The organism is Streptomyces sp. NPDC048639, from assembly GCF_043199075.1.
Taxonomy (GTDB): domain Bacteria; phylum Actinomycetota; class Actinomycetes; order Streptomycetales; family Streptomycetaceae; genus Streptomyces.
In genome coordinates this window covers 52,227-65,751 of the sequence record NZ_JBICVP010000012.1, presented here as the reverse complement: position 1 = coordinate 65,751, position 13,525 = coordinate 52,227, and the positions used below count along the sequence as shown (strand labels likewise).

General features: G+C 70.8%; 11 protein-coding genes. 2 read left to right on the top strand and 9 right to left on the bottom strand.

All coding sequences use genetic code 11. From position 1 onward, the window contains the following. Window positions 1-35: 35 nt before the first annotated feature. A complete protein-coding gene (locus ACGFNH_RS28655) occupies window positions 36-1,070 on the bottom strand; it encodes an aminotransferase class I/II-fold pyridoxal phosphate-dependent enzyme (RefSeq protein ID WP_393658600.1) in 1,035 nt (344 codons plus the stop codon). Window positions 1,071-1,879: 809 nt separating this feature from the next. Beyond that, window positions 1,880-2,548, bottom strand: a complete 669-nt coding sequence (locus ACGFNH_RS28650; protein ID WP_393658598.1) for a hypothetical protein — start codon at window positions 2,546-2,548, stop codon at window positions 1,880-1,882. A gap of 664 nt (window positions 2,549-3,212) precedes the next feature. Between ACGFNH_RS28650 and ACGFNH_RS28645 the strand changes: the two genes are divergently transcribed. Together ACGFNH_RS28645 and ACGFNH_RS28640 are read left to right on the top strand one after the other, a co-directional pair. After that, window positions 3,213-3,653: a hypothetical protein gene (locus ACGFNH_RS28645; RefSeq protein ID WP_393658596.1), complete on the top strand. Its 441-nt coding sequence runs from the start codon at window positions 3,213-3,215 to the stop codon at window positions 3,651-3,653. After that, complete coding sequence (locus ACGFNH_RS28640; RefSeq protein WP_393658594.1) at window positions 3,650-4,939, top strand: AAWKG family protein; 1,290 nt, start codon at window positions 3,650-3,652, stop codon at window positions 4,937-4,939. The genes ACGFNH_RS28645 and ACGFNH_RS28640 overlap by 4 nt, the downstream gene beginning before the upstream one ends. 89 nt (window positions 4,940-5,028) lie before the next feature. Here ACGFNH_RS28640 and ACGFNH_RS28635 read toward each other — a convergent pair whose 3' ends face one another. The 7 genes from ACGFNH_RS28635 to ACGFNH_RS28605 form a co-directional block, all read right to left on the bottom strand. Then, window positions 5,029-7,212, bottom strand: a complete 2,184-nt coding sequence (locus ACGFNH_RS28635; protein ID WP_393658592.1) for a BREX system ATP-binding domain-containing protein — start codon at window positions 7,210-7,212, stop codon at window positions 5,029-5,031. A gap of 757 nt (window positions 7,213-7,969) precedes the next feature. Continuing rightward, window positions 7,970-8,731 carry a DeoR/GlpR family DNA-binding transcription regulator gene (locus ACGFNH_RS28630; RefSeq protein WP_393658590.1) on the bottom strand — a complete coding sequence of 254 codons (762 nt, stop codon included), beginning with the start codon at window positions 8,729-8,731 and terminating at the stop codon, window positions 7,970-7,972. 346 nt (window positions 8,732-9,077) lie between these two features. Beyond that, window positions 9,078-10,127: a 4-hydroxy-2-oxovalerate aldolase gene (gene dmpG / locus ACGFNH_RS28625; protein WP_393658588.1), complete on the bottom strand. Its 1,050-nt coding sequence runs from the start codon at window positions 10,125-10,127 to the stop codon at window positions 9,078-9,080. Continuing rightward, window positions 10,124-11,035 carry an acetaldehyde dehydrogenase (acetylating) gene (locus ACGFNH_RS28620; protein ID WP_393658586.1) on the bottom strand — a complete coding sequence of 304 codons (912 nt, stop codon included), beginning with the start codon at window positions 11,033-11,035 and terminating at the stop codon, window positions 10,124-10,126. The genes dmpG and ACGFNH_RS28620 overlap by 4 nt, the downstream gene beginning before the upstream one ends. Window positions 11,036-11,147: 112 nt before the next feature. Then, window positions 11,148-12,056, bottom strand: coding sequence for a branched-chain amino acid ABC transporter permease (locus ACGFNH_RS28615; RefSeq protein ID WP_393658584.1), 909 nt, complete (start codon window positions 12,054-12,056; stop codon window positions 11,148-11,150). Beyond that, on the bottom strand, window positions 12,056-12,766 hold the full coding sequence (locus ACGFNH_RS28610) for an ABC transporter ATP-binding protein (protein WP_393658582.1): 711 nt from the start codon (window positions 12,764-12,766) through the stop codon (window positions 12,056-12,058). The genes ACGFNH_RS28615 and ACGFNH_RS28610 overlap by 1 nt, the downstream gene beginning before the upstream one ends. After that, a complete protein-coding gene (locus tag ACGFNH_RS28605) occupies window positions 12,760-13,524 on the bottom strand; it encodes an ABC transporter ATP-binding protein (protein ID WP_393658580.1) in 765 nt (254 codons plus the stop codon). Before ACGFNH_RS28605 ends, ACGFNH_RS28610 begins: the two co-directional genes overlap by 7 nt. Between the last annotated feature and the right edge of the window lies 1 nt (window position 13,525).

Here is a 13,525-nt window from a genome sequence, read left to right as displayed (position 1 = left end):
CGGAACACCCGGACCGGCAGGAGGAGGAGGGGAGTTCAGGGGGAGGGGGCGGCACCGGAGCCCGGCACGTCCCTGTCGGGCGCGCCTGGGGCCGGTGCGCCTTTCCGGAAGCGGCCGGCCAGGGTGGCGAACGCCGCGTTGGCCTCCGGCTCCGCGACGGTCACCCGCACTCCTTCGCCCGGTTTGCCGCAGACGAGCACCCCGTTGTCGGCACAGAACTGGGTGAAGCGCTCGACGTCGGATGCCATCGGCAACCAGAGGAAGTTGGCCTGACTCGGGGTCACCTCCCAGCCCTGCTCCCGCAGAGCGGTGCGCAGCTGTTCCCGGTCCCGGGCGGTTGCCGCCCATCGCTCCCGGACCTCCCCGGACTCGCCCAGGGCCGCGATCGCGGCGCTCTGGGCGACGGCGCCGACCCGGAAGAACGCCTGGAGGACGCGAAGCGGCGCGAGGGTGCGCCGATGCCCGATCAGGTAGCCGACCCGCAGGCTCAGCAGGCCGTAGGACTTCGAGAAGGTCCGTACGACACAGACCCGTTCGTCGCTCCGGTACAAGGCGAGGGAGTCGGCGATGCGGTCGTCGTCGGCGAAGTCCCGGTACGCCTCGTCGATCACCACGGTGACGTGTGGCGGGAGCCGGCGGAGGAAACGCTCCAGCGAGGCATGATCGACAGTGGTGCCCGTGGGATTGTTCGGATTGCACACGATGACGAGGCGCACCCGGTCGGTGACCGCGTCCGCCATGGCATCGAGGTCGTGCACCTGCCGGTCCAGCGGTACCCGGACCGTACGGGAGCCTGCCGCGCCGGCCATCATGGGATACGCCTCCCACGACGGCCAGGCGATCAGGGAGTCGGTCTCCGGCCCGGTCAGAGTGGAGAACAACTGCTGGAGCAGCGCGGCCGAGCCCGGTCCGACGAGGATGTCCGAGGCGGGTACGTCAAGATGCCCCGCGATCGCCCGGGACAGACCGGAACCGAGGGCGTCAAGGGTGCGCTGCGCCTCCCCGGCCGTGACGGCGATGGCCCGCAGCACCGCCGGCGAGGGCCGGTGGTGCATTTCGTTCAACGACATCTGATGGAGTGTCGTGCCCGGTGTCGATACCGGCTGCATGCGATTCCAGCGGTCGTCATGGTGAGACATCGTGCCGTCCAATGTGCGTTACGGGACATTGCCGGTCCCGGTGGGGGCCATCGAATTCACAGGGTGCAAGAAGGACTTGCGGCATCGGTCACGGGCATTGCGGAGCCGGTGGTGAATTCTCCCGGATGATGGGCTGCGGTGGTCAGTCGCGCCTTATCGCCGACGCGCAGGTGAGTTCTGCGGAGCGTGGAACGCATGATGGCATGCCCCGTCAGTGTTGTCGAGGATTCGCCGGTCCGGCCGTCCCCAATTCCGCGCACAATGAAGTTCCGTTCCCGGCACGGAAATTGAGTTCCACGGAACAATGCGCGGTGTACGCGGTCAGGCTATTGCGGGGAAACGGGCACGGCCCACGGAGGCGGGTGACGGGCACCCGCCCGGGGTTTGCGCGACGGTGCAGGTCGAGGCGCTCCGGCCGTATGGGCGCTCGGGCCGGACTCCGGCACCCAGGTTCCGGAAACGGGAAGGTGCGGGCCGCGGTCCCGCGCAGCGTCCGCCCCGGGCGCGGGCGTTACGTTCCTGCCCGGGGTCCGCGTCCTGTTCCGGGCCGCGTCCTGTTCCGGGGACCTTCACCCTGACCGGGGGCGGCCGACCCGGATCGACCGCGATCGACCGGATTCGACCGGCAGGGCATCCCGGTGGCACCGAGTACCCCGCATGCGCGCCGCCGGGGGGACTCCTGTACTTCACAGGCGCGCATTCGCGCTACGCCGGTGACCGCCGCACGGCCGTGGCGGAGTTCAGGACGTGCCGCGGCCGGGGACCGCGCTGTATTCGGTGTTGTGCCAGTTGGACACGATGGGGTCGTCGACGGTGATCCCGCCGGGAATCGTCAGGTGCACCGTGTCCTTGGCGAACGACGCGTCGAAGCCGTCGAACGACGCACCCCCGTCGCCGTTGGAGGTCTTGGGATTCAGTCCCGCGTAGGCGGTGATGGAGTGGCTCAGCCTGACCGGATCGCCGACGCTCTGCTCGGCCGGCCCGGCCTGGGTGCCCGAGTCGAAGCCGATCGCCGGGAGTTCCGCGGGCAACACACAGGTGACCCCGGGGCGGGCCTTGACGCTGATGAGAACGAATCCGCCGGCCTGCGTGCGCTCCTTGGCCGACACCGAGACGTCGCGGCTCCCACAAGGCTTGTCGCCGGGCCCGCTGGGATCGTTGCCGACTCCGCTCTCGCTGGCGGTGCCGGCCCGGGTGTCGCTGGCTTCGCCGTTCGCCCTTCCGGATTCGCTCCCCTTCTTGTCCTTTTCCTTGTCGGTGGAATCGGAGCCCTGGTCCGAGCCACCGGCCGGGCGGGGTTCGGTGCTGAAGCCCCCGCCCACGTCGCATGCCGCGGTGGTGAGGGCCAGAAGGCTCGCGGCGGCGGCCGCGGTGACGATACGGGCGGGACGAGAGCGGCGAATACGCATGCGCTTTTCTCCTCGGTCGGTGGGGCAACACTGGAATGCGCTGCACACCCGTAGACGCTGTCGATCCTCAACCGGTTCGATTCCGCGGGAATTTGACCGGGGGTTCGTAGGGGGTCGGTCCTGCCGCGGTGATCCGATTCGGCGGAACCCGGTCCATGTCGCGCGGGATTCGGGCACGGAATTCTCCGCTCATCGGCGATTCCGGGCCGACGACATGGCCTTTCCTCGTTTCGGAAACAGGCGGGAACGGTCGTGGATGTGGGGGAAGCGGGCACGAGGGATGACGAGCCGCGAGGCACAGGGGCGGAAGGATCCTGCGGTGGCAAGGACAACGCAAGCAGCCCGCATGCGGGGATGCCTCGTACACAAACAGGCGGGTCTACGGTCCTACTCACCGCAGTCGGCGGAGTGGAGCGGAACCGGTGCCATGGGGGAATCGGTAAAGGTCGGCCGCTGGCGTCGGCGAGGCGGCACTCCCCGGAGCCGGCGCCGCGTCAGCGGCTTCGCGTCTGTCACCGACGGCCCCGCGTCGGTGACAGACGCGATCACTTCCGTCCCACGTGTATCTCCCCCTGCCGACAAGGGGCGGCGCCCGGCCTGGATCGCGCATCGCCCAGGCGCCCCCGGCCTCGATCGCGTATCGGCCCACAGGAGAGGACAGTTGATGCCCCAGGAGGACCCGAGCCCGGAGGCGGTCGGGCCGGCCGCCGGCCCCGAGGGGATCGAGCGGTTCTGCGACGGATGGGCCGTCCCTGTCGGGGAGGAACTCCGCAGGACCGGCCAGGACGGTCCGCGCGCACCGTCACCGAGGTCCCCCTTCCGTGACGCCGTCATCGATGCTGAGCACGACGACAGTGACGGCCGGGTCAGGCTCCTCGCTCTCGGATCGATGGCGCGCGGCCCCGACGGGACGGGTCGGGAGCTCGACCGGGCGATCGTACCGACGGTCCGCTCGGTCGCGACGGTCTGCGAGGAGCGGAAGCGCGTCTCAGGAGAGATCGACCCAGGGCGCGACGAGACGATCGAGACGCTGCTCGCCCTTTCGGGAGCGAGCCCGGCCTTCGGCGAGGGTCGGCCCACCGGCCGGGGGAGCCGTTGTCCGTGACCGAGAACGCATCCCGCCCCTCACCTCTGGCCGACTCGGTCGGCGACTACTGGCACCTCGCCGTCAAGCTTCTGACGGGCTATCACATGCCCTTCCGTGACAGGGTCTTCGACTCCTTGATCGGCAACGCGGGCATTCCGCTGATGTCGGTGGAGATCTCCGATCACGACGGTGAGCCGCACAACGCAGTCCTCGACGCGGCGAAGGAACTGGAGGCATGGCAGAGTCGGAACTCCGGATCGCGGATCGAGAACACGGAGATCGTGGTCCCGTTCTACTCCGGGTGCGAGGGACCCGTCGAGTCGGTGCCGCCCGGGACCCAGGTCGCGATGAAGACCGCCCGCATCACGCTCCTCGGCACCTCGGATTCGCACGAGGTTCCCCGGGACGGCTCCGTCGGGAGCAGCACGGACATCCGCGGCGCGGCAGGGCGGGATCCGGACCGACCCGATGCGGGGCCGACGTGGAGCAGCGGCTCCCTGGCCCAGTACAGCCACGGGGGAGGTAAGGCCCTCGAGAGGCTGCTCGGCACCGGAAACACACGCGGCTTCTCATGGAGCGGCACCACGGTGGACCCCCTCGACGCCGTGTCCCTCGATTCGTTCACCAAGGCTGCCGATGCCATCGACAGAGCGGCGCGGTTCTTCCGTGAGCGCCACCGGGACCTGGACACCTGGGAGTTCGAGCCCGGCACGGACGACGCCGCGCGACGTGGCGATGCGGCGGCCGAGTTCCGGGAGCTCGTCCACGGACTCCACCGCACGTACCGGAGGTACAGCGAGGATCTGCCGATGGCGGGTGTGGTCGATTCCCGGTACGGCAACGACCTGCGGAGGTTCCGCGACGATCTGCGCGCCGCGGCGGCGGTCCTCTACGACTCCTGGTCCGTATGGCAGGAGTTCAGTGGAAACCCGCTGAGGTGGCTGCACGACCTCCTCATGGAAGTCACGCAGAACGTCTGGCTGCACAACATCGCCAAGGTGCGGTACGACGGCGGCGTGGAAGGACGCGACAGCCCGCTCGGACTCATGACGGGCAGTCACAAGGTGGCGTCCGAGGGCTTCCACGGTGGCGACCCGTCCTACGGGGCGCTGGAGGATCCGGCCACCTGGAAGAGGATCGGCACCACGGCCGTCGACCGGTGGCGGAAGTCCGCCGACGAGCAGCTCGGGAGGGCTGGGATGCGTGCCCTCCGGCATGTCCGCCACTCGCGGCGCGACCGGACGTCCGCCCCGCCTGCCACGACGTACGCCTGCCGGCACGACCGCAAACAGGCCGGGGCATAGGATCCTTGGGACGTCGCACGGCCCGGGCGGGCAGGATCGCGGCGGCCGCATGGCCCCGGGGTACGGGAGGTACGTTCCCGCCCGGAGCTTCAGAGCTGGAGTTGCGCCTCGGCTCGGTCAGGGGCGATCCGGCGGGCGGCGCACAGTGCCTCGTCACGCAGCGCGGGATGGTTCGTGCCGACCATGGCGGCCCGCTCGAACCAGAGGAGGGCCGCGTCGGTCAGTCCGTGGTCCGCGCAGTGGTTGCCCGAGCGCAGCGCCGCTCTGGCCATCGCCTCGGCGGGGATCAGCGGCCCCGCCGACGCCAGATGGTCGGCGATCCGCGCCGGGTGACGTCCGGGCAGGGTGGCCAGGAAGCGGGCGTGCGCCTGGTGCAGGAGTTGCCGGGACGCGGGTGAGAGCGTGCTGAGCACGGTCTCGCGGAGCAGATCGGGGAAGCGGTAGTTCCCCGAACCGCCGCCGTCCTCGTCCCAGACGAGGAACCGGGCGGTCCCGGCCGCGTCCACGAGCCGCAGCAGCCGTTCCAGGGACAAGTTCTGGACGGCGGCCAGGAGTTCGATGTCCAGGAACTCTCCGTCGACGGCCGCGTTCACGAGCAGGGTGCGCACCGGCGGCTCCAGCTCGGCGAGGCGAGCACGGATCACGCTCGAGACGGCTGCGGGCACCTGTGCGGTCGGCCCCGTGCGACGCCCCGGGGGAAGTTTGAGCAGCTCGCTCAGTACGAAGGGGTTGCCCTCACTGCGCTGTTGCAGTGCGACTGCCTCGTCCGGACCGCCTCCGGCCGCCTCCGCGTCGAGCAATTCGCCCACGTCCGCGACGGTCAGCGGGCCGAGGTGCATCCGGGTGGCACCGTGTCTCGCCAACTCGGCGAGCAGACCGGCGGCTTCCGGCGCGTCCGCGTCACGGATCGCGCACAGGACCAGGACAGGAGCGTCCCGCAGAAGGACGAGGAACCGGCCGAGCATATGCAGTACGTCGGGCGAGGCCCGGCCCACATCGTCGAGGACGCAGACCGTAGGGCCCTTCGCCAGTGCGGACGCCAGATCACGTACGACGGCATCGTCCGGAGAACGCGCGGCGTGCGGCTCGGGGAAGGCGGTCGGCGATTCCGGGGCACCCCCGCCGGCCGCGGGTGGGAGGGAGGTGACGCTCGCACCGTGGCCGGGGCCGGGGCCGTGGTCGTGGCGCCCGGCGCGGCGCAGGGAGGTCAGAAGCTGGGCGGCGGGATGGAAGGCCGGATCGTCGGCACCGGTGTCGCCGATGGCAGGGGAACAGCGCGCCCAGGCCACCGCGAACCCCGCCTCGCCGGCGCGCGTGCTGAACTCCTCGAGCAGGCGCGTCTTGCCCGATCCGGGTTCACCGGACACGACGGCCCACTGCGAGCGGCCTGCGGACGCGGCGTCGAGCAGCGCGTCGAGTCGTGCTGTCTCCTCGCCCCGGCCCACGATCCGCGGGCCCCCGAACTCCCCCTGGCCGCGCAGCATGACGGACGGGCGCCGGCGCGGGCCGCCGATGGCGGCCGTGTCGTGCCGCAGGATGGCCAGGTGCAGTTCGCGCAGCGCCGGGCCGGGATCGACGCCAAGGTCCTCCGCGAGCATGGTGCGGAACGACTCGTAGTGCTGGAGCGCCTCGGCGGACCGCCCCGCGCCGTACAGGGCACGCATCAGCAGGGACCACGACATCTCGCGCAGCGGCATGGTCTCCGTCAGCTGACGGGCGACGGCGATCGCCTGCTCCAGGCAGCCCTGCTCGATGAGGATCGTGGCGTGCAGTTCCTCGGCGAACTGGCGGGTCGCCTGCAGACGGGTGATGTACTGGGCGGCGAAGCCGTATTCCGCCGCGTCGCTCAGAGCCGGGCCGCGCCACAGGTGCAGCGCCGCGTCGAGCCGGCGGCCGGCCTCGTCCGTCCGGCCCTGCTGCACCAACTCCTGGGTCGTGTTGACCAGTTCCTCGAACCGCACGCTGTCGCGGGCCTCGGCCGGGACGCGGAGCGAGTAGCCGGTGCTTCCGTTGACCAGCACAGTCGCCTGCCCGCGGCCGGTGCGTTCCGGTTCGAGGACGGAGCGCAGTCTGCTGATGTGGGCGTGCAGGGAGGACATGGTGCCCGACGACTGGCGGCCGTCCCAGAGATCCTTGCAGAGCCGGCTCACGGAGACGGGCCGCCCGTTCTCCAGGAGAAGGCGGATCAGAAGGACCCGGCGCTTCGGCGGCCCGAGCTCCAGAGCGGAATTCTCGTGCCATGCCTCAACCGGGCCCAGGAGACCGAATCGCATCGCGTGGCTCTGCACCTCATGCCTTCCAGGATTTGCCGGGTCAACCGTATCGAATTCCGGGGTGAGCGCTTCGCTCAATCTGCACCCGGACGGGTCATCATTCCAACCGGAACTCACTCGGTGTCAAGCATCAATTGTCCTGTCGAGCAGAGGAATTGGGCCTCCGGAATGAACAAACGGGCGTCGGTGTCCGGGCGTTCGGGTGGCGTCACGCCCGCCAGCAGCGCGGCTGTGCCCGGCAGGCAGGCGGCAATCGGTCATGGGCCGGGCGTTGCTCCCACGCGATCGGTCAGGTACATGACCGCCCCGCGGGGAGCGGGTGCGCTCGCGGCTCCGGGGAATTGTGCCGAGTCTCACGTGCATTTCGGTACGGGCATGCTCGTCCCGAGGGCGCGCGGATACCGAGCGCCACCCTGCGTCACGCCATGCGTCCGCGGCAGAGCGGCACTTCGGGTATTACCCCACCATGCGGCAAGGGTACTCATGGAGTTGCGGAAAACATTTCTCGGGCCGTGGAATCGTGTCGATCGCCGTATCGGCACCGGTGAATTCGGTCCTCTTCGGGCCTACCGGCGAATTCGCAGAAGTCCGTCGGGTCGGGCGGAGATCGGTTCCCGATCCGCCCGATCGCATCTGCGGCGGCCCGCTGTTCGCCGACCCGCTCTCCTTCCGGGTCCCCGGCGCATTCCGGTTTCCCCTGCGGGACGGCGAACGGCCCCGGCGGCCCGCGGCGACGACCCCGGGTCCGCCCCCCGGCTCAGGCGCGGATCACCCGGGGACCCAGAACCGCGTAGCGATGGGCCTCCGCCGACGGCAGGGTGGTGTCGGTGACGATGACATCGATGTCGGAGACGTCGGCGAACCGGCAGAAGCTGGCCGCACCGAACTTGGTGTGGACTCCGCAGAACACCTTGCGCCGCGCGGCCCGTACGGCATGGCCCTTGACCGTGCTCACCGCCGGATCCGGCGTGGTGAGACCGTACTTGCGGGAGATTCCGTTGGCGCCGACGTACGCGAGATCGATCACGAACCCGGACAGCATCCGCGACGCCCACTCGCCGACAGCGCCCATCGTGCCGCCCCGGACCCGGCCGCCGAGCAGGAAAACGGTGAAGTTCTCTGCCGAGGCGAGCGCGCCGGCCACCGTCAGGGAGGCCGTGACCACCGTCAGCGGACGGTCACGCGGCAGCGCCTCCGCTATGAGCAGCGGCGTGTACCCCTCGTCGACGAACACGGTCTCGGCGTCGCCGAGAAGTCCCGCCGCCGTCGTGGCGATGCGGTTCTTCTGCGGCACGTTCCGGGTGGTCCGATAGGCGAGCGTGGTCTCGAACCCGGCGCTCTCGACCGGGTAGGCGCCGCCGTGCGTACGGCGCACCAGGCCGTGGTCCTCCAGCGTCCGCAGGTCGCGCCGGACGGTCTCCCTGGAGACGTCGAGGTCCCCGGCGAGTTGCCCGACATCCACGGCCCCTGTGCGTCGCGCGGTCTCGAGCACTTTCCGTCTGCGCTCATCGGCGTCCAAGGCCCCACCCCTTGCTCATCGTCGGTTCACCTTCGTCGCCTGACGGCGACTGCGCCCCCCGTCCGGGGGCAGCCCCCTGAGTTGCGCGCCTCGCGCGCCGCCCAGGCTCGTTACTACTGGTAAGTGACGCCGTTCGTCTGCTGCGCGCTGCCTCGCGGACAATTTTGATACGGATCGGGCACACAGTGGGCGAGAGGTCCTGCCATTCGGGCAGAACGCGGTGCCCGCGGTACGGGACGACAGGGCCCGAGCGGACGCCGAGGCGGTGCCGGAGCCAGGGTCGATGCGTGTGCCGGCGGCGTCGGCGATACGGGTGCAGGAGCGGGGTATCAACGGTTGCACGCCTTCAGGCGTCTCCTTCGGCATGCTCGCCGGTGCGCGCGGCGGAGCGGGCCCGGATCAGGTCCAGGGCGACGTCCACGATCATGTCCTCCTGGCCGCCGACCATACCGCGCCGCCCCACCTCCACCAGTAGGTCACGGGTTTCCAGGCCGTAGCGGGCCGCCGCGTCCTCGGCATGGAGCAGGAAGCTGGAGTACACCCCCGCGTACCCCAGGGACAGGGTCTCCCGGTCCACGCGGACCGGGCGTTCCTGGTGGGGGCGCACGATGTCGTCGGCCGCGTCCATCAACTCCATGACCCGGCAGCCGTGTTGCCACCCCAGCAGGTCGGCCACGGCGACGAACGCCTCCAGTTGGCAGTTGCCCGCCCCCGCGCCCAGCCCGGCCAGCGAGGCGTCCACCCGGCGCGCCCCGTTCTCCACCGCCACCACCGAGTTGGCGACCCCGAGACCGAGGTTGTGGTGGGCGTGGATGCCGATCTCGGTCTCCGGCGCGAGGACGTCACGGTACGCGCGGACCCGGTCCCGTACGCCGTCCAGCGTGAGGTGGCCGCCGGAGTCCGTGACATAGACGCAGCCGGCGCCGTAGGACTCCATCAGCTTTGCCTGCCGGGCCAGTTCGGCGGGCTCCGCCATGTGCGACATCATCAGGAACCCGGCGACGTCCATACCGAGACTGCGGGCCGCGTCGATGTGCTGTGCGGAGATGTCGGCCTCGGTGCAGTGTGTGGCGATACGCACCGACCGTACGCCCAGCGCGCAGGCCCGCATCAGCTCCGCGACGGTACCGACACCGGGCAGCAGCAGGGTGGTGAGCTTCGCGCGGGTGACGACTTCGGCGGCCGCCGCGATCCACTCCTCGTCACGGTGCGCCCCCGGGCCGTAATTGACGCTGCCGCCCGCGAGGCCGTCACCGTGGGCGATCTCGATGGCGTCCACCCCGGCGGCGTCCAGCGCGGCGGCGATCTCGCGGACCTGACCGAGCGTGAAGCGATGCCGGACGGCGTGCATGCCGTCGCGCAACGTCACGTCCTGGACGTAGATCTGATGAGTCATCGGGTAGCGAGCCTTTCCGCGACACGCACTGCCGCCGAAGTCATGATGTCGAGGTTCCCGGCGTAGGCCGGCAAGTAGTGGGCGGCGCCCTCGACTTCGAGGAATACGGACACCAGATGACCCGGACCGCTGATGTCCGCAAGAGGATCGTCCGGCGCGACCGGGCGAATCTGCACCTCTTGCTTGAGGCGGTATCCCGGTACGTAGGCGGCGACTTCGGTGACCATCTTCTCCACCGACGAGACGACGGCATCGTGGTCGCAGTTCCCCACCATGCAGTAAACGGTGTCGCGCATGATCAGGGGCGGTTCGGCCGGGTTGAGGATGATGACGGCCTTGCCCTTCGCCGCGCCCCCGACCTCCTCCAGAGCCCGGGCGGTGGTGTCGGTGAACTCGTCGATGTTGGCTCGGGTTCCGGGGCCCGCCGAGCGCGACGCGATCGAGGCGACGATCTCCGCGTAGCGGACCGGGGTGACCCGGGAAACGGCGGCCACGATCGGCACGGTCGCCTGCCCTCCGCACGTCACCATGTTGAGGTTCGGCGCGTCCAGGTGGGCGTCGAGGTTCACCGGCGGGACCACGTAGGGCCCGATGGCCGCGGGTGTCAGATCGACGACCGTCCTGCCGTGCGCCGCGAGCACCGGGGAGTTGTGCCGGTGCGCCGTGGCCGAGGTGGCGTCGAAGACCAGCGACACCTCGTCGAACGCGTCCATGGCCACCAGACCCCCGACGCCCAGGTGCGTCGTGGCGATCCCGAGTCTGCGCGCCCGGGCGAGACCGTCGGAGTCCGGGTCGATCCCGGCCATTGCCGTGACTTCGAGCGTCTCCGACAGCCGGATCAGCTTGATCATCAAGTCGGTGCCGATGTTCCCCGACCCGATGATCGCGACCTTCGTCCTGGCGCTCATCCCACTCCCTCGATGTAGGTGACTGCCCGTGCGCTCGCCGGGGAGACGCCGGTTCCCACCGCTCGGTTCTCGCAACCGCATACGGATTTGGTACGGGCCTGCACGCCACGCCTCATGACGCGGCCTTGGCCGGCGGTCGGAACGCCGCGAGCAACCGGCTCTTCAGCCCCTCGCCGCCGTCCCCACTCGCGTACGCCCGCCCGATGAGGATCAGCAGCATCAGTCCGAGCCCCACGCTCTCCTTCCAGGCACTGGAGAGATATCCGGCCGCGTAGTTCTCCGCGAGGCCGAGCACCAGGGCGCCGGCGACGGCGCCGGGGTAGGTCCAGCGGCCCAGGGCCGCGGCGATGAATCCCTTGATGCCCAGCAGCAGTCCGCTCTCCCAGCCGATCGGCGTGACCGGTACCAGCAGCACCCCCGCGATCCCGGCCAGGACCCCGGCCATCAGGAACGCCAGCGTGCGCAGGCCCAGCGGATCGGTCCCGGACAGCCGCAGCCCGTCGGGGTTCTGGGCACAGGCCAGCAGCGCCCGCCCCAGCAGCGTCTTCTCGAACAGCAGATACAGCCCGGCCACCACGACCGCCGTGCCGCCCCAGAGCAGCAGGGCGTGCGGCAGCACGGGCGCGCCCAGGACGTTCACCGGCTCGCGCGGCAGATACGGCGTCAGAAGGAGCGGATCCACGCCCCAGATGCTGCGGGCGCCTTCGGCGATGACCAGGGCGGCGCCCAGGGTCACGATGATCGGCCCGCCGGGCCCCGAAGGCCGCGCCGGTCTCAGCAGGACCCGGTCGAGTCCCACGGCGAGGGCGCCGGCCGCCGCGATCCCGGCCAGTACGGCGAGCGGCAGGCCGGCGGGGCCGGCGAGCGAGGTGGTGGTGAGACCTCCGACGACCAGGAACGACCCCTGCGCCAGATTGAGGACCCCGGACACCTGGTAGATCACCACCCAGCCGAGGCCCAGCAGGACCAGGACACAGGCGAGCGTCAGCCCGTACGCGGTGAACTGCACGAAGCGGTCCATCAGACGGCTCCTCCCAGATAGCTGGCGCGGACGCGTTCGTCGTCGGCCAGCCGGTCGGCGGGCCCGGTCAGCGTGACCCGGCCCCGCTCCAGTACGACGGCCTCGTCCGCCAACTGCAGGGCCCGGACCGCGTTCTGCTCGATGAGCAGCACCCCCAGCCCCTCGGACGCCAGCACGCCCAGCGTGGCCAGGATGGAGTCGACGATGCGGGGAGCGAGGCCGAGGCTCGGCTCGTCCAGGACGAGGTGGCGAGGCCGTGCCATCAGGGCCTTGGCGATGGCCAGCATCTGCTGCTGCCCGCCGGACATGGTTCCCGCCACCTGGTCACGCCGTTCGGCGAGGACCCGGAAGAGCGTGAACACCCGTTGCAGGGACTCCTCCGCCGATCCGTCCCCGTGCGCGCGGCGGGCGCCCAGCCGCAGGTTGTCGAGGACCGACAGACCCGGGAACAGCCCGCGGTCCTCGGGGACGAGCGTGATGCCCGACCGCGCCCGGCGGTGGGCGGGGCGGCGGTGGATCTCCGTGCCGTCCAGCATCACCCGGCCGCCGGTCACCGGCAGCAGTCCGGCGATCGCCCGCGCCGTCGTCGACTTGCCCGCCCCGTTGGCACCCAGCAGCGCCACGACCGAACCGGGCCGGATCGTCACCTCGACGCCGTGCAGCACCTCCACTCCGCCGTATCCGGCGCGCAGCCCCTCGACTGTCAGCATGGGACGTCCTCTCCCAAGTAGGCGGAGATCACGGCGGGTTCGGCGCGTACCTCGCTCGGACTTCCGTGGGCGATGAGCCGGCCCTCGGCGAGGACGAGGACCTCGTCGCACAGTGCCATGACGAACGCCAGATGGTGCTCGATGACGATCAGGGTCAGCCCGCGGTCGGTCGCGACCGCCCTCAGGTTCACCGCGAGGCGCTCGGTCTCGGTGTCGTTGAGCCCGGCCGCGGGCTCGTCGAGCAGCAGCAACTCCGGCCCGGTGGCCAGGCTTCTGGCGAGCGCCACCAGGCGCTGCCGCCCGGCGCCCAGCGTTCCGGCGGGCACCCCCGCCAGGTCCGCGCAGCCCACCGCGTCCAGGGCCTCGAACGCGGCGGCCCGCATCCTGGCCTCGTCGCGGCGGGCCGCGGGCAGCCGGAGCGTGGCGGCAACCATGCCCGCCCTGCCCGTGCTGTGAGCGCCCGCCATGACGTTGTCGAGCACGCTCCGGCCGGGGAAGAGCCGGGCCTGCTGGAAGGTACGGGTGACGCCGATGCCGACGGCCTGTTCGGGTGAGCGGCCGGTGATGACGCGGCCCTTCCACCGAGCTGTGCCGGAGGTGGGCGTCAGCGCCCCGGTGAGGCAGTTGACCAGGGTGGTCTTCCCGGCGCCGTTGGGGCCGATCAGCCCGGCGACACGGCCGCCCGCGACCTGGAAGCTCACATCGGTGAGGGCGGTGAGCCCGGCGAAGTGCTTGGTGAGTACGTCGACGTGCAGCACG